Raw genomic sequence first — 22022 nt, forward strand, 5'->3', positions numbered from 1 at the left:
CGATAAGCGCGCTGGCGTCGGCCCAATAGTCGCAATCGAAAATCTCCTCCATCGCCCACGCGCAAAAGCCCATGCCGAACTCGTCCGCCGCCACGGCCTTCTTGTGCGGGTCGTCTATTTTCAAATCGAGCGCGAGTGCGCCCTCGCCCCCAAACGCAAAGCCGTATTTCCAGAACGGATATAGCGACATCGTGGCAAACGGGTTCTCGGAAAGATTCGCCTCGCCGATAGTTCGGCACAAATGTATCGGCAACAGCCGCCGCAATCCTGTCATATCGCCGCAATCGAAATCGCGGAATTCCACCGATACGCCGATCTTATCGTGCAGCGTGTCGAACATCGCGGAAAACGCGGGCACCTCGTCCTCGTCGAGATGAACGATGACTTTGTTGTTTTCGATTGTAATATTCATCTGTTCCCCTTCTTCGCCGAATCGCGAAGCGTTGAGGGCGATCGCCCGTTGGCCCGTGCCGACCGATTACCTGATTGTTTTCGCTTGTGATGTCAATTTTACCCCCTCTGTCCTTCGGGTTTCTCCCCCTTGCTAAGAGGAAGTAGCGCTAAGCGCCGATGGGGCTATATCGCCATAATAGAGTGTATTCATTTTGCTCCAGCTTCAAAAACTCAATACAAATTTAATGCCGCAATTCCGTTAATGCAATGATTATCTTAGCCGATATTAAGCCAGCCATGGCGCTTGCCCGGCATGAAGGGTGTACGCACCAGTTCGAGCGCCTTGCCTTCATATTGGAACATCGCGGAGAACGCCGAGAACTCGTTCGGTGTAAGCTCTATGATAACTCGCCCATTTTCCAATAGAATTTGCATAGCACTTATAAGAGAATATGCCGATGCCATCTTGTCAAGAAGAGTGTGTGAAAAATATGGTAATTTTTTAAGGAGTGACGTCGAAAGAGAATAAAAAGGTCGGCCACAGCGATTGATTCCCGATCGGGGTCGGGAATGACCGTCGGGCATCCCTTCGGTGGACATTCCATATTTTACATTATCATTTACTTCGTCAGCGTCATTATTCCCCAGTCGCGGTCGGCGATATAGAGAATGTCGCCCTCAGGCGCAATTGCGTAAGAATACATACCGGCGATGTTCTGTATCGGTATCGGGTTCGATGGATCGGTTATATCGTAGATCGTTGTTCCACCAGAACCGTAGGATACAAAGCAGTAATCGCCGCAGATCGAAATATCCTGTGCATTACCGACCTGTTGGTCGGCGCGCCCAATAATCACAGGATCGGATGGATCAGAGAAATCGAACACCGTTAATCCGGCTATGCCATCGGCCACAAAGCAATGATGTCCGGAAATAGCCATCTTATCGGCCTCGCCGGGGGTATCCATATGTGCAATTATTGAGTCTGCATTATCGGCTCGAGCAATATATATACCTACCTGCCCGCAAGCTACGAAAAATAGACTGTCCGAGAATGCGACCCCATAGGTAAATCCATTGGGATCAACACTTCCGCGCGGCGTAACAAAATAATCAGTAGTATCGTGAAGATCATAAACGAAACCACCGTCATCGTAGTCCGCAAATGCAATGAATAATGTATCATGGTATCTTATTCCATCAACATCTTGTGTTCTTCGAGCAAATAACCCTGCCCAATTCTCCTGAATTGGTGCAAGCGGATTGGTAATGTTATACCAGAGAATAGGGGGATTACCTCGGTAGTCAGCAACCACCATGAGGTTTATTTCTTCGTCGATCCAAATGGCGCGGTTTTCGTATTGACCGCTGGGTTCGTCCCAACCGACCTGAACCGGATTTAACGGATCGGTTCTATCGCAATACAGAAGCCCCGCGCTTCCGTCGCCGACAAAAAGATAGTCGCCATAGGGATATATGTCGCGCGGATAACCTCGAGTTGACATGGTATCGACAAGCCTATATGGATATTGGTCCACCGAAAAATTTAATGTATCTGACCAATGAGCGAATTCGGTCTCATCCTCGGTTCGAGCGCCTACAGTCCAGCAATAGAGGCCATCAAAAAAAGGAATATTCGGTGTAGTTGAACTCGAGAATTCATATCCCTCAAAAACTGGATGCTCAGGATCTCCTTCAGGCCAGACCTTTATAGCATAACCGTTCGATTGAGGATAACTATACCAATCTAAATAGACTCGAGTGTCGTTGAGTATTGCTATCTCATCGGGAACAGTCTGTATTACCCTCTGCGAGAGCTGAAAAGACGATATTTCCGACAAATGGCATGTTTCCGAGCCCTCGATGACTCCCACCTGCCAATAGTATTCTCCATTCAATAGACTAAAATCAGGATATAGAACCGATGACGGAACGCGATATTCTAGTGTTTCGGGCGAATCATCCGACCAAAGAAAAAAAATATACTTCTTTGCGCCGGGGTAGGCATCCCAGTCGAAACCCTGGTCCATATCCAATACTTGTGTTTCGTTAACAGGTCGTAAAAGCTGAACTTTGAGCGATTCCTCCGGCGGAAGCGTTCTTTTACCACAACCAGAAAAAAGGGCTATGATGCACAAACCAAGAATAAATGTTATTTTTTTCATTTAATCACCTACGATAGAGTATTCCAATCTCAGCGAGATTATTGAGCGTGTGAAATCCTTGTTATAACCGATATCATAATTGGGTGAGTCGGCATTGCGAATAGTAAATAAGTATTCGAGTTCGATGGTTGTTTTGTCATCGAAATTGTATGAGATGAACGGCTTGAAATCGGCGCGAAGGTCGCGCCTACCAACATGAAGATAGTCCACTGAAAAATCCTTTTCCGAGGAATAGAATCTTTGCGATAGCTCTAAGCTCAAACCAAAAAGATATTTGTGCGTGAATAAGAAAACTTCTTTGGATAAATAGCCTTCAATGCGATCTTCGACGTAGGAAATATCAGTTTCATCGGAATCTTCGAGTGATTCACCCTCATTGTCAAACCCACGAGCGAAATATGCGCGATACGCATAATTAATTTTCACGTATATCGGCCCGCTCCAGCGCCAAACAGGGCCGATTTTGTAACCGACTCCATCATATTCGGGGAAATTAGCATTGTATTCCTTATATTCAATGTTACCGGCGATGCCGAAAGAATGATTTTTGAACAGGTCATACCGAATATCCAAATTCCCCCGTGACATCGAATATTCACTCCAATACTTGGCCGAAGCCGAATAATCGTCGTCTGTATAAAGAGCGATGGTGTATTCGGGTATTAAAGCATAGGATAGGTCGCATCGAAGTTTATTATATCGAAGCGTCAAAGAAGGATTGATGAAATGATAATCCATTTCCGTATTTAAATAATACTTAGTAAAACGATAAGCGATTGCTCCGATTATTCTTAAATCTCCAGCCTTGAATCGGAAGCCGGGTTCAAGGCCGAGGCGAGAAAAGCCATCGTCTTTCGATTCCAAGCGCATCCAGTCGGGATCACCACTATCGAAAGCCGAGAACTCGTGATTAGCCAGTAAGGCGGGATTCGAGTTGTATCCGCTTTCGATAAAAAGAGCCAATCTGAATCCTTCCCAAGAGGATTTTGCTCTAATTGAACCGATCGAGAGCAATAAAACTCCCAAAAGAAAAACATGTCTAAATAATCTGGATAGACTCATTAGGGAAGCTCGACAATGAATTGGCGTATTCCTTCGGTAATACCTACGGCTAGCTTTTCCCTGAAAGACCCCTCGGAAAGTAGTTTTGCATCATCTGGATTTGATAGAAATGCTGTTTCCACAAGAACTGCAGGCATAAACGAGCCCTTCAGAACATAGAATCCGGCTCCAGCAGGACCCCGCGCGGGAAGGCTCGTTTTCGTGGATATCGCCTCTTCAATCAAAACAGCAAGACGCGAAGACTCTCTCAGAAACTCGTTCTGAATAATATCGGTCATTATAAAATCTAGGTCGTCGGTGCCTTCCGAAGGTTCTTCGAGAAAAATCGAGGAATTCTCTAAAGCAGCTGTGGCACGAGCGTGGTCTGAACGCGCTGGAGCAAGGAAAAAAACCTGTGTGCCTCGAGCAGATTTATTCTTGGCCGCATTGCAGTGAATAGAGATGAATAAATCTGCATTATTGGAGTTGGCAAGATCGGTTCGTTTGCTTAGCGGAAGGAATACGTCTTCATTACGAGTTATTTCGACGGTGAAAAGCGTGTCATCTTTTAAAATCTTAGCGATTCGTTTCGAGATGTCGAGCACCAATTTTTTCTCGCGCGTGCCATCTTTAGCACTTGCTCCAGGGTCTTTACCTCCGTGTCCCGGATCGATCATTACATACCATTTTTTCTTGCGGATAGGAGTAGCTGCCTCGTTTTCATCCGCAGGAACAGCAACAATCTTCTTATCCTCTTCATAGGCTTCGTGTTCTGTAGAAATAACAGATGTAACTGTTTTAGGTTTGGTGCTTTTATTCTTTTTTACTGAAAAAACATATTTGCCCCCCGAGTTCTCTAAAGACATTAAAGACCTATCAGCCAGAATTTCTAGAAAAGCTTCCAGAGGGATAAGTATGGCATCGGATAAAATTCGAGTTTTAAGGGGCATTTTATAAGTGCGCTCTGCTACGATAACGAACTCGTTATTCGGTGAAAAAGTAAATGATTCTCCTCCGATAGAGATCGATTCTTTGCGTTTGATGGCGCTGTAAAACCTCTTGTCGCCTATTTCAGCAATTTGATCACTTGTTGTGTAATTATTACCATCAATTTCGAGATAACTCATATTAACCGTGCCGGCGGGAAGTTCGACAGCAGTCGAACCGTCGAACTGAAAAGCAAGTGCAAACGAAAAGAGGATAAATAATAAAAAAAATGAGAGCTTAGTTTTCATGTGGAGAATTTACATCGATAAAATGAATCTGTCAATGTTCATTATTCTAAAATCAAATACTATTATAATTTGGAGCTTCTTTTGTAACAGCAATATCATGCGGATGACTTTCTCGAAGACTGGTCGATGTTATTCTGCAGAATTTGGTTTTGGTCCAGAATTCGTTAATATCCTGCGCACCAGCCATGCCCATGCCAGCGCGAATACCCCCAACAAGCTGATAAACAACATCGGCAACCGGCCCACGATATGGTATTCTTCCTTCGATCCCCTCTGGAACCATCTTCTGAATATCTGTTACATGCTCTTGAGCATATCTATCTCTGGCGCCCTGCTGCATAGCACCAAGGCTTCCCATGCCGCGATAGACTTTGAACCTTCGACCCTCGAAGAGAACCGTTTCTCCCGGGGCTTCATCGGTTCCAGCGAACATATTGCCAAGCATAACCGCGCTTGCTCCAAGCGCAAGAGCTTTTGTTGCATCACCAGAATATCGTATTCCGCCATCGGCAATAATTGGGATTTTATATTGATCGAGTACCATAGCGCAATTATAAACAGCCTCGGCCTGCGGAACACCGACTCCGGTGATAACGCGCGTAGTGCAAATCGATCCGGGGCCAATACCTACTTTTACTACGTCTGCGCCTGCATCGGCCAGCCGAACTGCACCATCTGAGGTCCCTACATTACCAGCGATAACAGGTATTTTTGAAAAATTCTTCTTTAGATATTTAATGGTCTCGATAACATTCTTGCTGTCTCCATGAGCGGTATCTATGGAAAAAATATCTGCGTCGGCTTCACCCAGTATTTCCGATCTTTTCTCTAGGTCTGTTCCAACTCCCAACGCTGCTGCCACGATTAAATGCCCTTCGCTATCGACTATTGCGTTGGGGTTATCTTCCTTTTTCTGAAGATCGCGAGCAGTGATAAGCCCTACAAGGTGTTTTTCGTTGTCCACAACAAGGATTTTTTCGATTCTATACTTGTGAAGCAACTCCGCCGCTTTCTCCATAGGTTCGTTCTCATTAAGAGTAATTAGCTTCGATGTCATCAGTTCGGAAACGATCCTATTCAAATCTGGTTCGAATCGTATATCCCTATGTGTTAAAATCCCGACTAATTTATCGTTCTTAACAACTGGTAAGCCGGTAATATTGTGTTTATCCATCAAGGAAACGGCTTGGCCGACAGTAATAGTGGGTGGAATAGTTATCGGGTCGCGAATCAGTACGCTTTTAGCACGCTTCACAGCGGCAACCTCGAAAGCCTGTCTTTCGGGAGTCATATTACGGTGGATAATGCCAAGTGCTCCAAGTTGCGCAAGCGCTATAGCCATCTGGCTCTCTGTTACAGTATCCATCGCTGCTGATATTATCGGAATATTCAGCTTAATATTTCCTGTAAAAGGGAGTTTTAGATCGACCTCGTGAGGTAGAACTTCAGAATACCCCGGCAGAATAAGTATATCGTCGAAGCTGTAACTCGGCCGATCTGGTATCTTTCGTTGACTGTTCATTATCACTCCAAATTAAAAAAGGGGTTTTTGATTTGTCAAAGCATCAAGAGCCTCGTTGGCGAGTTTATCCGCGATCTGGTTTTCAGATCGTGGAACATGAGTTATCTTCATCGGTCCAATTCGTTTAATTAATTTTATCGCGGAATTATAAAAGCCTTTTAAATTGGGTGATTTAACCTTGTATAGCCCCTTTATTTGTTTCACTAGAAGTTCGCTGTCCGAACGAATCTCCACTGAATCCACCGGATTTGCTTCAATAAACTTCAAAGCTTGGATAAATGCTGAATACTCGGCAATATTATTGGTGGCTGTTCCAATAAAGCCCTTCAGCTTCTTTAGAATTCGCCCAGAGGAGTCCTGAACCACCACTCCATATGATGCAGGGCCGGGATTGCCTCTGCAGGCCCCATCAATATTTATTATTAGCCTTTCCAATTTACAAGCTTATCCTGAACATTCATCATCCCAAACTAAAATGCGCCCGCAAGTCTCACAATAATTGATGGTATCGTGCCTTCGTATAGCCTGACAAAATTTAGCTGGAAGTGATTGAAAACACCCGCCACAAGCCCTGTGAACAACCTTCACTACACCGAATCCGTTGGTGCCTTCAGCTATGCGTTCATATGTGTCGAGGATTTTTTTGTCGATAAGCTCCGCATAAGTATTTCGTTTAGATTGTATCTCTGCGGATTTCCCTTCTATCGCAGAATATTGCTTCTCCATTTCCTCTATCTGAATTGCATTTCCTTTTTCTTTAGTGCTAAGCTCCTCTGTGAGTTTTTTCTCGTCGGCCTCGGCCCTTTCCAAGTCCTCCATCAAACTAATAAGTTCTACTTCGAGTTGTGCAATGTTCTCCTCCGAGTTCTGTATCTCTCGCTGCACAGCATCATATTCCTTGTTCGATTTAACCGAGAGAAGTCTCTGCTGTCCCTGAGTCAACTTTTCTTTGTTTTGCTCAAGCTCCAGATTTTTTAAATCTATAGTTTTCTTTAATTCGCTAATATTTGTTTTGGTGTTTTTAACCTGTTCGGAAAGACTGTCTATCTCGTTCCTCAAATTCTCAAGCAATTTGGGGTAAAATACCTTGGAAACCTCAAGCTCAGCTATTTTGCTGTCAATATCCTGAAGCTTCAATAAAATGCCAAGCGTTTCCTTGATCTCTAACTTCGCCATGAGTTCTCCTTATATTTAATCTTTATAAACTTGCCTATACCACCCAAACCGGCGAGTGTTCCTCTTTTGCAATGTCGATGACGCCATCACCGGGGTGTTCCCAGATTATTTTGTCCAATTCGTTCTTTAGCGTAGGAAGAACCACCCATTCGGTGGCAAAATGACCAGCGATTATCACCGGAAGTCCAAGCGCTTCGGCATATCTCAGTTGGTGATATTTTGCTTCACCAGTTATAAGAACATCAGCTTTTTTTGAAAGCGCAATATCGACAAAGTCCCCACCAGAACCAGTAATTATTGCTACACGAGTCACTCTTGCTTCGCTTTTTCCGTTCACAGCTATTCTACCAGAAGGAAGGGTTGCTTTGAGCTCCTGCGCGAGCTCTAGAAGGCTTGTTGGTCTTAAAAGGTCGCCGATTTGGCCAAAACCGAGTCTCCCGGGGGTATTTAACACCGGATAAATATCGAAAGCTGGTTCTTCATATGGATGTGATTTCTTTATCGCTAAAATCGCCGCATCGATGGACTCGACAGGAATTATAGTCTCGAGGCGACGCTCTTTTTCCTTTTTAAGTTGACCCAGAACGCCCGAAAATGGCTTCGCTTCTCTACCGGGAAGAAATGTGCCCACTCCAGGAGTGGAAAAAGTGCAATCTGAATAATTCCCGATGTTTCCAGCTCCCTCCAAACAAAGAGCAACGCGAACTTGTTCGAGATGCGATTCGGGAACAAATACAACTACCTTAAGATATTTTCCCCTGTCGATAGGTTTTAAAACCTCGCAATCAACCAACCTTAACTGCGCTGCGAGGGCATGATTCGGCGAAACAGGAGAGACATCGAGAACAGAATGCATAACATAAAACGCAATTCCAGATTTTGCGCACATAAAATACGCGTTTCCCAAAGGATGTCCCTTTATAACACTAGATGGCGGCGCTAAATCAGGTGGATGATGTGTGATAAGCATGTCCGCACCTTTAGAGGCTGCTTCTTCTACTATTTTTGCAGAGGGATCAACTGCTAACATGATATATCGTATCTCAGCCCAATTGTCTCCTACTAGCAAACCCGAATGATCCCATTCTTCCGCCCATTCAAGAGGAAAATGCTCTTCGATACGATGAACAACCTTACTGAGTTTCATTTTGGTCCCCATATAAACAAAAACGCACCGCAATTTACGGCGCGTTTAATACATAAAAATCGCGTGGAAAATGGATTTCGAGTTCGACAAAGGATTGGCAGAAACAATTCATGCCCTTTCTTAATGGGCGATAGAGGACTTGAACCTCTGACCTCATGCATGTGAGGCATGCGCTCTACCGCCTGAGCTAATCGCCCTATTAATACCGTTTTTAATTGGACCCACGAGGATTTGAACCTCGGGCCAAGGGATTATGAGTCCCCTGCTCTACCGCTGAGCTATGGGTCCATAGAGAACATCATTTTTTTATAATATACCCACCTTAATAAAAATCAAGGTCTTTTTTAGATTTTCAAAGAATATTGAAACTTTTTTAGGCTTGCTATACTATAATCATAATTATATATTCAATAGATTATTTAATTAGGTTGGTTCCAAATTTGGAAGGTTTATATGAATAACTTGAAGCTTTGTTTTCCCATTATACTGATTCTAACGGCAATTTTTAATATCTTTGCCAGCAGCGGCGAACCAATTACAATCGATATTCCTGTGACAGTTAGAGAAGACCCAATCCAACTCGTCGGTTTCTGGGATAAATGTTTAGGCAACTATCAAGGAGATATTGTCCAGCACTGTGAATGGGTAGTTGCAACTGGTGCCACTGCTTATGATACGCTCTGGATATATCAACGCAGAGAAGGATGTGGTATTTTTTCTGGCGAAGCCGAAAAAAGGGTTACTATTCTTGAGTTTAACACCACCGATATTCCAGATACAGCATATATTAGCGATGTAAGTCTTATTCTAACAGTAGATTCGATTTATAATTCCGCCGGTGCTCCTCCACAAATAGAATGCAGCGATATGCTTGCCAATGAAACTCGACCCTCCGAGCGTCTTCTCGATGTCACAAATCTTACTGATGCTCTTGGGGGTAATCTCGGAAACAAGGACTATCTTTCAGGCACCTCTGTTACTTCGACAGGTGAATTCTCGGCACACCTAAATAACGATGCTAAAACCGATCTACAGAACAAATTGGGTGATAACTGGTTTGCACTCGGATTGAACATCACGAATTTTACCGAGTCCAGCGGCACGGCTCTTGTTAGACTTACGCCCCGAGCGTTTCAAAAAATCCGAGTGACTTATTATTCCTCGACCAACATTACGGTTCAAACCGACTTCCCCGATGGCGAGCTTATAATCGATGACTCACTTCGTGTCGTATCGCCACATATTGCCGAATGGTATGAGGACGAACTTCACGTAATAAACACCGATAGCATTCAAACGCCCGGTTTAGGGGTTAAGTATCTTTATCGTTACTGGTCAGATGGGATAGATAGTATTCGTCACACAATCCATATTAGTTCCGATACACTCGTTTATACCGCTTATTTCGATACAATGTATCAACTTACGATTTATGCTCCCGGCTACACAGAACCTTCTCCCGTCGATCCGGACAGCATTTGGTTCGATCCTCGTTCGTGGGCTTTTATTTCCATCGAACCATGCACAGTCTATCTTAGAGCCGACTCTCTTGAAAGACACATTTTCCAGGGCTGGAGCGGTGTTGGTTCTGGTTCTTATTCAGGACCAACCGACACAGCATGGGTTCAAATGAACGAGCCGGTTAACCAGTATGCACTATATGATACGGCTTTCTGGCTTGAGCTAACCTATGACGGTTGTGGAACTGGTGTTCCGGCGCAAATAGGCGAGGGCTGGGCTTATGCCAGCGATTCTGTGGAGGTTATTACTGCAGAGTCCCTCTTTGTAGAGGACGCGTGGTATTTCTTCACATACTGGTCGAATTCAGCCGGACATCTTCGAGATAGCACAAGCGCTAGAACATGGTTCATTGATCCCGATTTGCCAAGAACGATAGTTGCAAATTATAGCGTGGATCCACAATTGCAGGTATATCCTGATAGTTTAAGTCTGATTGCGCCGGGGCACGAATTCTTGCTTCCAGTAATTATAGATGCTTCTATTGATTATGCTGTCGATAGTTTCGGGTTCGTTATGCACTTCGACAATGCTAAGCTCGAGTTTATCGATTTGATTCGTTCGAGTGTTATATGGGCTGAATTGACGCCGACAGCGGGAGATACTACGGTCAGCGTTTTCGGTGATGTTCCCGGTTCATCGATGTTGATCGAAGCCCCTGAGACACTTTTTTATTATAGAATGCGAGCCAAACTCGGCGCAACTGGTAGAGATACTATTTCTTTCGATGGCTTTGAACACGCTTTCGAGCTTGCTGAAACTCGCCCCGGTTATGTTCAAATAGTGCCGCTTGAAATCTCCATATCGGTCACTAACGACTACGGTGGTGATTCCGTTTGGATCGATGGCACACCTTATCCTGCTCCCTACGAAGATACTTGGATCGGTGCAGATATCCACGAGATAGGAACAGATACTCTCAATCCGATATCTCTCGGTGTGCATGCGAGGTTTACAGGTTGGTCAGACGGTGGTGCTCGTTTTCATAATGTTAGGCCAATTAATGATAGCAGCTTTGTTGCGCAATTTGACACAATGCTATATCTCGACATCGTTTCACCATTTGCAGTAGCAGCAGGGTCCGGTTGGTTCGATCGTGGTGAAGAGCGCGGATTCTCCGTTTCACCAGAGATAGTTACCGACGGTCTTTCCCGTGATATTTTTATCTCATGGGAGGGAACAGGCGGAATAAGCTACACCGGCACGGATAATCCAGCTATTTGCACCATGATGTCACCTATTATCGAGACAGCGATATGGCAGCATCAATATTGGCTCGAGCTTCACTATTCCGGCACAGGCGGTGCGGTTCCCTCTCTTATCGGTGAGGGTTGGAGTGACGACCTTTCCTGGACCCACATATCCACGGATAGTATAATAGACGATGGCGGCACGCCAAGATATTTCTCATGGTGGTCAGGCGGGACAGTAGCGAACAGGTTTATTCGCTCCACAGAGGCATATATTTCTCTCCCAGATACTATAATTGCAGTGTATTCTAACGAACCCTTTGTTTTTAATTTTGATATTCCGGAAACCACTATTGCAGCTCCATCCAGTATGATCGAAATACCTGTTGCTATTGATATTCCAACATCGACAGTCCTCTCTGAGATTTCCTTTAATTTGTATTTCGATAATAATGTGCTAGATTATTCTGGTATAAATCTCGGCGATCTCTCCTGGACATCTATCACAGGCACCGATCTATCCTCCGGCGCGAACGGCCATGTTTTAGTTCATGCTTCTGCAACATCACCTTTATCAGTCGATCCTTCGGACATTCTTGCAAATCTAAATTTCAATGTTAGCCCTTCCGCCGATGGTGTTAGTGATGTTATTGCCGCCGATGGCGGCCACGATATCGCAGTCGCTTCGCCTGATACAGGTTTAGTTAATGTTATCGGGCCGGTTTCTGTCGTTGTTTCGACAAGCCCTATCGATGGTGTCGTCATCATCGATTCCACCAATTTTTCTGCCCCTTATGAATCCGATTGGCACAGCGGTGATTCTATACTCGTTGCCGTGCCAACTCCTCAATATCCCGCCACCGGAGTGAGAATGGCATTTTTCGACTGGTCCGATGGCGGCGCTCTAGAGCATTCTGTTTTCCCTACCACAGATACTATATATATCGCGAATTTCGAGATAGCGTATCTTTTTAATGTGATTTCAGCTTGGGGTGTTTCTTCCGGATCAGGTTGGTATGCCTCTGGAGCCGAAGCTATTTTCGATGTATCGCCTGACTCCATCCACGATGGCAGTAGTTATTATCTTTTCTCCGGTTGGGTTGGCGATGGCGATTCAGCATATACAGGGCCCTTAAACGCTTCTTTAGCGAGGATTTACGAGCCTTGTTCAGAAACAGCACAGTGGAACGCATTTCATGAACTCAGTATCGATTATTCTGGCTCATCGGTAGCACCGACACTGACCGGTGAAGGCTGGTTTATGGAAGGTGTTCCAACACCGATCACCGCTCAAGATTCCATCGATGATGGCCCGGACAGATACTACTTCCTATACTGGGATGGCCCCTCGGCGATAGGGGACAGGTTCTCCTCCAACACGACCGTCGCATTGAGCGAACCGACTGAGCTCACTGCGGTCTATTCTGTCGAACACGGGAATTCCATTTTTGGCCCTCCATCGCTTACACTTGCGGAAAGCGGTTCTTTCATTCTGTTACCGATTATCTTTCACGGCTCGAGTATCGATGCTGATAGCTTGAGCTTCGAGTTCGACTTCGATATTGCAGGCATTTCGCCGAACAGCATTATTTCAGGGACTTTCGGTTGGGAGATTCTTGAAATAACCGATGATGGATTCACCGCAACGGTTTTCGCGTGCAATTCCACGGAATTCACCATCGAGGACGGCGATACGATTGCCAATATAGTTTTTCATGTTTCAGGGACTTCTGGGCTTTACTCACTCGACTTTGAGGCTCCCGCTTTCGACCTTTCTGATTGTGTCCCAATCGATGGTAATGTCCGTATTTCTGGTGCTATCGAGGTTATGGTTCAGACCGATTTTGGAGGCAAGGTTTATGTCGATGGTTCGATATATGATTCCCCATACGAGGCCGAATGGATAGCTGGTTCCGAACATCAAATTTTTGTTCCAGAGCTCCAGAATTTTGCCACAGGCCATAGAAAATATTATGATTCTTGGAGCGATGCCGGCCTTCGTTCGCATTATGTCATTCCGATTTCCGATACAACATTCACAGCCTTCCACGATGACAAATATGCTTTCGATGTGCTTTCTAGATGGGGCGCGACTATTGGATCAGGTTGGTATTTACGCGGCGAAGAGGCTATTTTCAGTGTGTCTCCTGAAAACGTAACAGTTAGTCATGATAGATATTCCTTCAATTCATGGGCTGGAACCGGTGTTGGGAGTTACTCGGGGGGCGCAAATCCACATTCGATAACTATTCGAGGCCCTGCCCGCGAAACCGCTCAGTGGAATTCAGAGCATTATCTGAGCTTAGAATCAACTGGAACTGGTGGGGCATCTCCAATATTAACCGGTCAAGGGTGGTATGAGAGTGGCACCTGGGCACCGATCACTGCCTCGCCAACCGTTTTGGACCCCGCAAGGGCTCTAAATCCGCGCTCTTTCAGTCATTGGAGTGGCGGTGTTTTCGCCGATGAGAATTCACCATCGACAACCGTTCTCGTAGATTCTGCCTTCACTGCAACCGCAAATTATATGGATGCCGCCATCGACGCCACAGATTCATTATGGATTGCAGTCGGAGGAGTTGCAAATATAGCCGTTCGAGCTATATCAAATGCGCCACTCGATCTAGATACTATCGAGATGTCGATCACTTTTGGCGGGGATATCCTAACCTTTGTCGATGTCACGGCATGCGGAATCGCATGGGATTATTTGAACGCAGAAGCCACACCACTCGGAGGTGGAGTGATAAGAGTGGGTATCGATGCATACAGAGACTCGCCATTCGAAGTAGAGGATTTCGATAGGCTTTTCTGTGTGAACATGGAGGCCCTCTCAGTTGGAACTGCACCATTTGAGCTAAGCATAGAAAGAGTTAATTCTCCCGATTTCAAGGTATTAAACACCGATCGCGCAGTTAAAGTAAGCGATCTTGTCGATTTAACACTTGCTAGTCCTGTTGCGGATTCCCTATTTCTCGATGGCACAGCTTATGCAGTTGGAACGATTATTCATCTTGCCTCAGGAAGCCCACATATCGCTACTGCTCCGCTTATTCTTCCAGATACTCCGGATTCCCGCTTCATTTTCAGTCAATGGGATGATCACATCGATGCAGCGCGTGATATACGGCCGATCTCCGATACAACCATTACTGCACGCTATACCGCTCAATATAAATTAAATATTTTTTCTGACCACGCTGTTATCACTGGTTCTGGATGGTTCGATGAAAGCGATACGGCTATTTTCGCTGTTACCCCCGATTCAATTATGATCGGCGATTCAATAATCTATTTATTTTCCGGTTGGGTTGGCGACTATATCGGCATCGAGAATCCATGCTCTACTGTTATCGACGAGGCCAAGAATATTACCGCAGTTTGGGATACATTATATCGAGTTAATGTGGAAAGTGCCCACGCAACACCGGAAACCGATGGTTGGTGTGCTGTCGGCGATTCGATAATTCTTAAAATAAGACCGATTGTCGTTGACGATGGTTTAAACAGATGGACATTTATGAGCTGGAGCGGAACAGGAACCGGTTCCTATTCGGGAACCTCCGATTCTCTCTTGCTATATCCAGCTTCGCCGATACACGAAATAGCAGAATGGAGCGTCCAACACTTCGTGAGGATTTTTAATGGTGGTCATGGCACTTCCGAAGGAGGGGGATGGTATAACGAGGGAGATACGGCTTGGTTTGGGATTTCACCCATGACTGTTGACTCGACTACTGATATTAGATGGTCTTTTGCCGGTTGGAATGGCGAGGGCGATGGAGCATATTCTGGAAGCGTTGTCGATACTTTCTGCACTGTAAATGAAGCGTTCACAGAAACAGCTTCGTGGTCACTTGAATACTTATTGACCGTCGATAATGGTGGTCATGGGGCCGCTACGGGCGCTGGTTGGTATACTGATGGCGATACCGCTGAGTTCTCCGTGGAACCGGATAGCGAAATAATCGTCGATGGTAAAGCATGGAGATTTACCGGTTGGACCGGCACAGGTTCCGGTGAATATACTGGAGAGAATAATCCAGCCATTTGCAGAATGGGTGGGCCTATAGAGGAAATTGCCAATTGGGGCATCCGTTTCAGAGTGACTATTACCGACTCCGGCGCTTCGGGAATCCCCGAGTTCGAGGGGGAGGGTTGGTTTTCCGCAACCAGTTGGCAACCTATTTGTGCGCCACCTGTTGTTATAGCTGGGAGTAGTAGATTATCTTTCCTACATTGGAGTGGTGGCGTTTTCGAGGATACAACATCACATTCAACGAATGTTCGGGTCGATACAACTCTATATCTTACTGCTCATTACTCTGATTTCGAAATATCACCTCCAGAAACAATACTTGTTGAAGCGGGCGATACTTTCGATGTGCCTATAACTCTATATAATCCATTCGCTTATAGGTTAATGAACATGCAGTTCAATATCAACTTCCCGGATTCGATACTAGATTTCGTTTCTGTGCGGTCCAGTTCGGATTTCACATGGAACACAATTAACGCAACTCCTATGGGCTTTGGTCTCATCACAATTTACGGCAATAGAACTCCGAGTTATGTTACCACGCCTGCTCAGCTTTGCATTGCGAAATTTGTTTCCACAGGCAGCTCAGCAAGAATAGACACAATATCCCTAAATGGATTCTCTTATGATATTGCTGGAGCCAATTCCAATCCCGCAATGCTTATAATCGGTGCTCCTATCGACGTCGTCGTTCGCTCCGATTATTCTGGTCCCGATGCTAAGGTATGGATCGATGGCGCACAAAACGCTTCACCATACGAAGGAACATGGATAGCTGGCGAACCACATTCCATTGGTGCGTTTAATAGCTATGGTAGTTCTGATACCCGTTCCGTATGGAGAAGTTGGTCGGATGGTGGTGCAATTCATCATGTGGTTGCACCGATGCTTGAAGATACATTTACCGCGCATTATGAGATCGAGCATAAACTCACAATTTCCGCCCCTTACGGCGAACCATTCGGTGAGGGGTTCCACAGCGAAGGAACAGAGGTCGAATTTGGACTCGCTGAAGAGGTTGTTGCCACCGAAGGCACAGAATATACCTTCGATCTTTGGACTGGAATCGGCGACGGGAACTATTCAGGGACGAATAATCCGGCTCTATGCACCATGAACGCGCCGATTACCGAAACAGCTTCCTATGTTAATAGATACTTTCTGGAGATCGATGGAGTTTATTCTGCTTCTACAGGTGAGGGTTGGTATTCCTCAGGTTCTCCAGCAGAATTCTCCATTATCGATACAATAATCGATGTGACTCCCGGAACACGGCGCACTTTCGATAGATGGGCTGGCGCTTATACAGGAACAGATAATCCTGCTACATGGATTGTTACATCGACCAATACTGAAACTGCGCAATGGCTTCTGGAACATCTTGTCACTATCGAAACACCCAGAGGAATTCCCACCGGTGATGGTTGGAATATCTCCGGGGATTCGGTGGAAATATCCATCGAAGAGACGATAGACTCGACCGATGGCATCCGTTGGGCTTTCGCTGGCTGGGAAATCGGCGATACGACTTATCTTGATAATACCTATAAATTTGTTTTGATTGAGCCGACAACAATTACAGCACTTTGGGAAATTGAATACCGCCTCGATGTCGTCAGCGATCACGGTCTTCCTGGTGACGAAGGCTGGTATAGTGAAGACGAAATTGCTACAATATCTGTCGAGCCAGAGACCGTTATAGTAGGTCAAATAAGATTTATTTTCCAAGGATGGACTGGAACCGGCGTAAGTTCATATACAGGACTCGATAACCCGCATAATATTATCATGACTGCACCGATTATTGAGACTGCGGAATGGAAAACACAATATTACCTTACTGTCGATGGCGGCCCCTCGGATGCTTTAGGTGACGGTTGGTATAATCATGGCGCTAATGCAATATTCAGTGTCGTTGATCCTGTCATCGAGAGTGATGGAGTCCGTTGGGCGTTTTCAGGCTGGTCGGGATTTGGTGCGGGGGCATATACAGGCGCGGGTAATCCCGCCGGTTGTAATTTGAATGGCCCCATTCTCGAAACTGCTAAGTTCGATAAGCTGTATTTGGTCAATATTCAAAGCGACCACGGGACTGTTTATGGTGAAGGTTATTATATCGAGGGCTCTATTGTTCCATTCTATGTCGAACCGGAGTCGATAATCACAGAAGGCATTCTCTATAACTTTGATAGCTGGATTGGTTCAGGACCCGGTTCATATACAGGGCCGAACAATCCATCTCTGGCTATTCCCGATAGCGCAAATGAAGAAACAGCAAACTGGGACACGCTTTTCTTACTAACCCTCGATGCAATTGGATGCCCAGCTGCAACTCCAGCTCTCGAGACCGAGGGATTTTATAGGGAGGGTAATATACCTATCTCAGCGGAAAACCCCGTTTATTCAGGAACCGATCGTTATCACTTCCGTAAATGGACAGGTGGTATTTTTGCCGATAGCCTTTCATCGACAACGAATATTTCATTAACAGGACCTGATACAGCTATTGCCCAATATTCATCTCTCGAGGTCAGCCCGGCTGAATCGATATTCTGTTCGGCCGATGATACGGTTTGGATACCGATTATTCTTTATCAAAACACACCGATATATTGGCTCGATTCTATCGGTTTCGATATCTATTATGATTCTGATATGTTGACATATTATGACCTCTCGGAAGACCCAGATGTCGACTGGGAAAGCAAGGTGGTAGTTCCGATTTCTCGAACAACAGATTCAGGATTGAGAATTCGCGCTTATACCTCGACGCTGTTCAATATTGTCCCACCGGATACTATACTCTATGTCGGCTTCATCGTTTCATCTGGTTTTGTTTACTCGAGCCCTATTGAAATTAGGAACCGCGTCCTCGATCTCGATCTTTCGGGAACAATCGATGGCGTTGTGCTTAAAGACAATCTCGTTTCCGTCACTGTCGAAAACGCCATTTTTGGCGATTCGGTAATTGTTGATGGAACAACTTATTTATCGCCTTATTCAAGCAACTGGATACCGGGGCATAGCCACACTATTTCGGCTAAACCATTTGTTTCAACCGGTATCGGATCCCGAGCGAAATTCGATTTTTGGAGCGATGGCGGGACTATAAGCAGAATAGTTTATGCCGAGAGTGAAACTTCGTTTACCGCGAATTTTACACAGCAGTTCTCGTTTACCGTATTTAATTCCGGTGGCGATTCGCCGGTTCCACCACTCGGTGCACATTGGTTCGATGTAGGAACAACTGTTTCTGCGTTTGTGCGTAATCCCGACCCAATTACGAATTGGTTCTGCACTGGCTATTATGGAACAGGCAACTTGTTCCTCGGCGGAACGCAAGACTCGGTTGATTTCGATCTCACTCAAGCAACGAGTATTCGTTGGAATTGGCAAGAAATGGTGCCCTTGATTGTCATATCTGATTATGGCACACCTTGGCCACCGGTTGGAACAACTTGGGTTGCTCCCGGCACTGTTATCGATGCGGTAAACGATAGCCTCGATATTATTGGGCCCGGTGTGGCATGGCGCTGCGAAAGCTATACCGGAAGCGGAAGTGCGAGTTCTGGTGATGGATTCGCTGTTAGCTTCACAATCGAAGAGCTATCTCAGCTCGAGTGGGCTTTCGAAGGGCCTGCATATGCTCTAAATCTGGCCGCCGATGGATGCGATGGCGCTACACCGGACATCATTGAAGCTGAAGGCTTCTATTTAGATGAAGCCACGATTACAGCATCATATTCTGTCCTAAGCGGAGGCGTGAAGTATTTCTTCGATCATTGGGCGTCTATTCCTGTGGGTGCCACATTTGAGGATGAGGAAGATTCCTCAACTAGCATCAATCTAATCGGTTCGCCGAGAATCGCAGTCGCACACTATGTCAGAGGTGTTAGATTGGAGTTGTATAAATCTCCAGTCGAACCCTTCGGTGGATTCGCAGTTGGTGGAGAGAATTTCGATCATACTTCTCACGCCATCGCATGGCTTCCACAATGTTGGACGGGTAATATATTATCGACATCACAGGACACTGCAGTTGGCGGCGATTCAATGTTTGTGTTTGATTCATGGTCGGATGGAGGCGCCAGAGTCCATTTTGTTGGGCCTATATGCGAAAACACGATATTCACATCCTATATGAACAAGAAATACAGATATAAATTTACGAAAGAACCATCTTGGGATGTTTATGGAACAATTAAAGTCGGTTCGACAACATTCTCCGGAGCTGCTAGCGTTAATGCCACAGCTTGGCTCGAAGAGGGTGAGACTTTTCAGATTTCTGCAAGTGAATTTGATCTTGTCGATCCAACCCGCCGTTTGCAATGGATTTCATGGTCGGATGGGGGCGCGCTGATGCACAACATAGGCCCTATCGATGGGCCTGATAGCCTCAATGCTTCTTATCTTAGGCAATTTGCTTTAACAGTCCGAAAGAATCCTCTTGAAGAATATGGATGGATTAGACTCGGAGCAATATATTACAACGGTGTTTCAGAGGCTACGGCCTGGTATGATATAGATGCCAGCGCAGAAATTGAAGTCTCTGATCCGGATGGTTATGCCGATACACTTTGGAATTTCGCGGATTGGGACATCGGTGCCACTACTCCTTCTATCGAATTCGGTCCGATAGATACATCTTATGTCCTTAACGCAAATTACAGCGAAGAGGAAGTAATATTATCTTTCAACGCCACACCGGAATCATGGGATGTTGGTAATATAGAACTCGATTTCACCGAAACCATGAGTGCCAGAGAGAATATCACACTGGCTAATAATGGAACGCATTCTTTAGTATTCGGCTTGAATGTTGAGGATATGGGGCCATGGACAGTCGGTTATATTTCGGGCATCGATAAATTTTCGCTCAAAGCTCAATTCAACGATCTAACAACACCACCATTGACCTGGTCAACTTTTAACGACGCAGTATTAAATTATATTAGATGGGCGAATGACGAAGCTTTTGGTGTTGGGGGCATTAATATTGAACCTAGTTCGAGTGAATATCTATGGCTATCGTTTACCGCACCACATTCGAGTTTAAGTTATGGTGCGCAAACCCTTAACCTTAAGATTACAGGATATATCTTCTTGCCTTAGGTTTTTTCACACTATATACTTACTAACAATAAGAAAAAAGCCTGAATTAAAAAAAAGGAATCAAGAAAATCCCTAAGGAATTATCGCTAAACGACATATTATTTGACATCAATAGTGAAGATATTTAAATTACCTTGTAGTAAGGTAATAAAATAAAATGCAAAAACTTGATACTAGAACATCGATTATAATAATTGGAATAGTATTCCTCGTAGGTGTAATCCTATGTGTTGTTCTTTTTTCGATGTCCGATGATCTTTCCGCACTTGATTTTCCTTTGGGGTTTAAGTTTTTATTCGAGCTTATTGTCTATGGAATCTCTCTCTTTCTCTTCTCAAATTACAAGTTCAAACCTACTTTATGGTCAAAAGGTTTCTTGATTATTGTTTTCTTTCGATTTCTTTTCGCCATTGTAGTTGGATTAATAGTTTTCCTTCTTTTCGCAAAACCACCTCAAAACTTTGGGACAGTTTTTATCGATGCGCTATATCGATTTAACTATTCTTTTATATTACAGGTGCTATTCTCTCCGTGTTTGGCCTATCCGCTTCTAAATGCTGTTATTACAGAAAAAGTGGAGTTGGAAAAGGCCGTCAAAGAGGCAAGCACAAAACTCAGAACCTCTGTGCCACCACCACCACCATCCACTGAATTGCCCCCTGAGTGGATAGAAGATATTTCAACTGGGGAGGCTGGCGAGATTGTAGAAGAATCAAGTAAATCGACTAAAGAGATATCTTCGGAGCTATTGAAAGAGCTGGGATTATCGGATTTAGTCGAACAGCAGGAATCAGAAAAAACCACCTCGGATAAAAGTGATGTAGAAAAAACGCCCACAAAAAAGGAAAGCTCTAAGTCCATGGATTCGGACTTAAAAGAACTTTTAGGGCAACTGGATAGCAAGAGCTTTTTCGAGGAATCAGGGAAATCCGGTTCGGTAAAACCTAAAGAAACAGAGAAGCCAGAATTAGATAAACAAAAACCACCCGATGCAACTCAAGATCTTCTGGATGAGTTGGCTGCTTTCGAGAATTCCGAAGGGTTAAAATCTATAATCCCCACAGAGATGCCAAAAATTCCCGAATCTGGGATTCCAGAAATAAAAGAAACCGCCAAATCACCTTTGGATAGGCTTTCCTCGAAATCAGAAAAATCGGAGGTTGAAAAATCTGTATCGGAGCTCGATGATGTTTTAGATTTAGGCCTCGAGTTACCTGATTTCAATATCCCCGGTTTCGAAGAAGAACCGGAAGGAAAAACCGAGGCGGAAATAAAGCTTCCAAAATTCGAAACCGAAAGCCAAAAGCTAGAATCGTCAAAACAAAAAGAACAAACAAGGCAACCGCAAGAAAAGGCTGAAGCAGAAATAATTCCTCCCAAAGAAGTTCTACCACAGCCTGATGTCGAGTTACAAGAGGAGAAACCGGCAGAAAAACCAGAAGAAAAAAACCTAGAACTCGATATTAACGAACTCCTCGGTGAAA

The 22022-nt window shown here is 44.9% G+C and carries 11 protein-coding genes and 2 tRNA genes; 2 read left to right on the plus strand and 11 right to left on the minus strand.

Annotated elements, in window-relative coordinates; translation table 11 throughout:
- The 11 genes from KAH81_09050 to KAH81_09100 all read right to left on the minus strand — a co-directional run.
- The coding region (locus KAH81_09050) for a hypothetical protein (protein MCK5833801.1) at positions 1-412 on the minus strand (412 nt) is incomplete at its 3' end.
- A gap of 257 nt (positions 413-669) precedes the next feature.
- Positions 670-828 carry a hypothetical protein gene (locus KAH81_09055; GenBank protein MCK5833802.1) on the minus strand — a complete coding sequence of 53 codons (159 nt, stop codon included), beginning with the start codon at positions 826-828 and terminating at the stop codon, positions 670-672.
- Positions 829-1013: 185 nt separating this feature from the next.
- Positions 1014-2558 (minus strand): hypothetical protein, encoded by a 1545-nt coding sequence (locus tag KAH81_09060; GenBank protein MCK5833803.1) that lies wholly within the window; start codon positions 2556-2558, stop codon positions 1014-1016.
- Positions 2559-3572, minus strand: a complete 1014-nt coding sequence (locus tag KAH81_09065; GenBank protein ID MCK5833804.1) for a hypothetical protein — start codon at positions 3570-3572, stop codon at positions 2559-2561. It lies immediately after the preceding gene.
- 47 nt (positions 3573-3619) lie between these two features.
- Complete coding sequence (locus KAH81_09070; GenBank protein MCK5833805.1) at positions 3620-4834, minus strand: N-acetylmuramoyl-L-alanine amidase; 1215 nt, start codon at positions 4832-4834, stop codon at positions 3620-3622.
- Between the two features lie 52 nt (positions 4835-4886).
- Entirely contained in the window at positions 4887-6356 is a 1470-nt protein-coding gene (gene guaB / locus KAH81_09075; protein ID MCK5833806.1) for an IMP dehydrogenase, read from the minus strand.
- 12 nt (positions 6357-6368) lie between these two features.
- Positions 6369-6791 (minus strand): ribonuclease HI family protein, encoded by a 423-nt coding sequence (locus KAH81_09080; GenBank protein MCK5833807.1) that lies wholly within the window; start codon positions 6789-6791, stop codon positions 6369-6371.
- Between the two features lie 9 nt (positions 6792-6800).
- Positions 6801-7532: a hypothetical protein gene (locus tag KAH81_09085; protein MCK5833808.1), complete on the minus strand. Its 732-nt coding sequence runs from the start codon at positions 7530-7532 to the stop codon at positions 6801-6803.
- A gap of 34 nt (positions 7533-7566) precedes the next feature.
- Positions 7567-8679, minus strand: a complete 1113-nt coding sequence (locus tag KAH81_09090; GenBank protein MCK5833809.1) for a Nif3-like dinuclear metal center hexameric protein — start codon at positions 8677-8679, stop codon at positions 7567-7569.
- Between the two features lie 124 nt (positions 8680-8803).
- Positions 8804-8876: transfer RNA gene (locus KAH81_09095), tRNA-Val, on the minus strand.
- 19 nt (positions 8877-8895) lie between these two features.
- Positions 8896-8967, minus strand: a tRNA-Ile gene (locus tag KAH81_09100).
- Between the two features lie 165 nt (positions 8968-9132).
- Here KAH81_09100 and KAH81_09105 point away from each other — a divergent pair.
- A complete protein-coding gene (locus tag KAH81_09105; GenBank protein ID MCK5833810.1) occupies positions 9133-20538 on the plus strand; it encodes a hypothetical protein in 11406 nt (3801 codons plus the stop codon).
- 157 nt (positions 20539-20695) lie between these two features.
- Positions 20696-22022, plus strand: a 1327-nt coding sequence (locus tag KAH81_09110) for an oligosaccharide repeat unit polymerase (GenBank protein MCK5833811.1), incomplete at its 3' end; no start/stop codon positions are given.

The organism is bacterium, from assembly GCA_023145965.1.
Classification (GTDB): Bacteria; UBP14; UBA6098; order UBA6098; family UBA6098; genus UBA6098.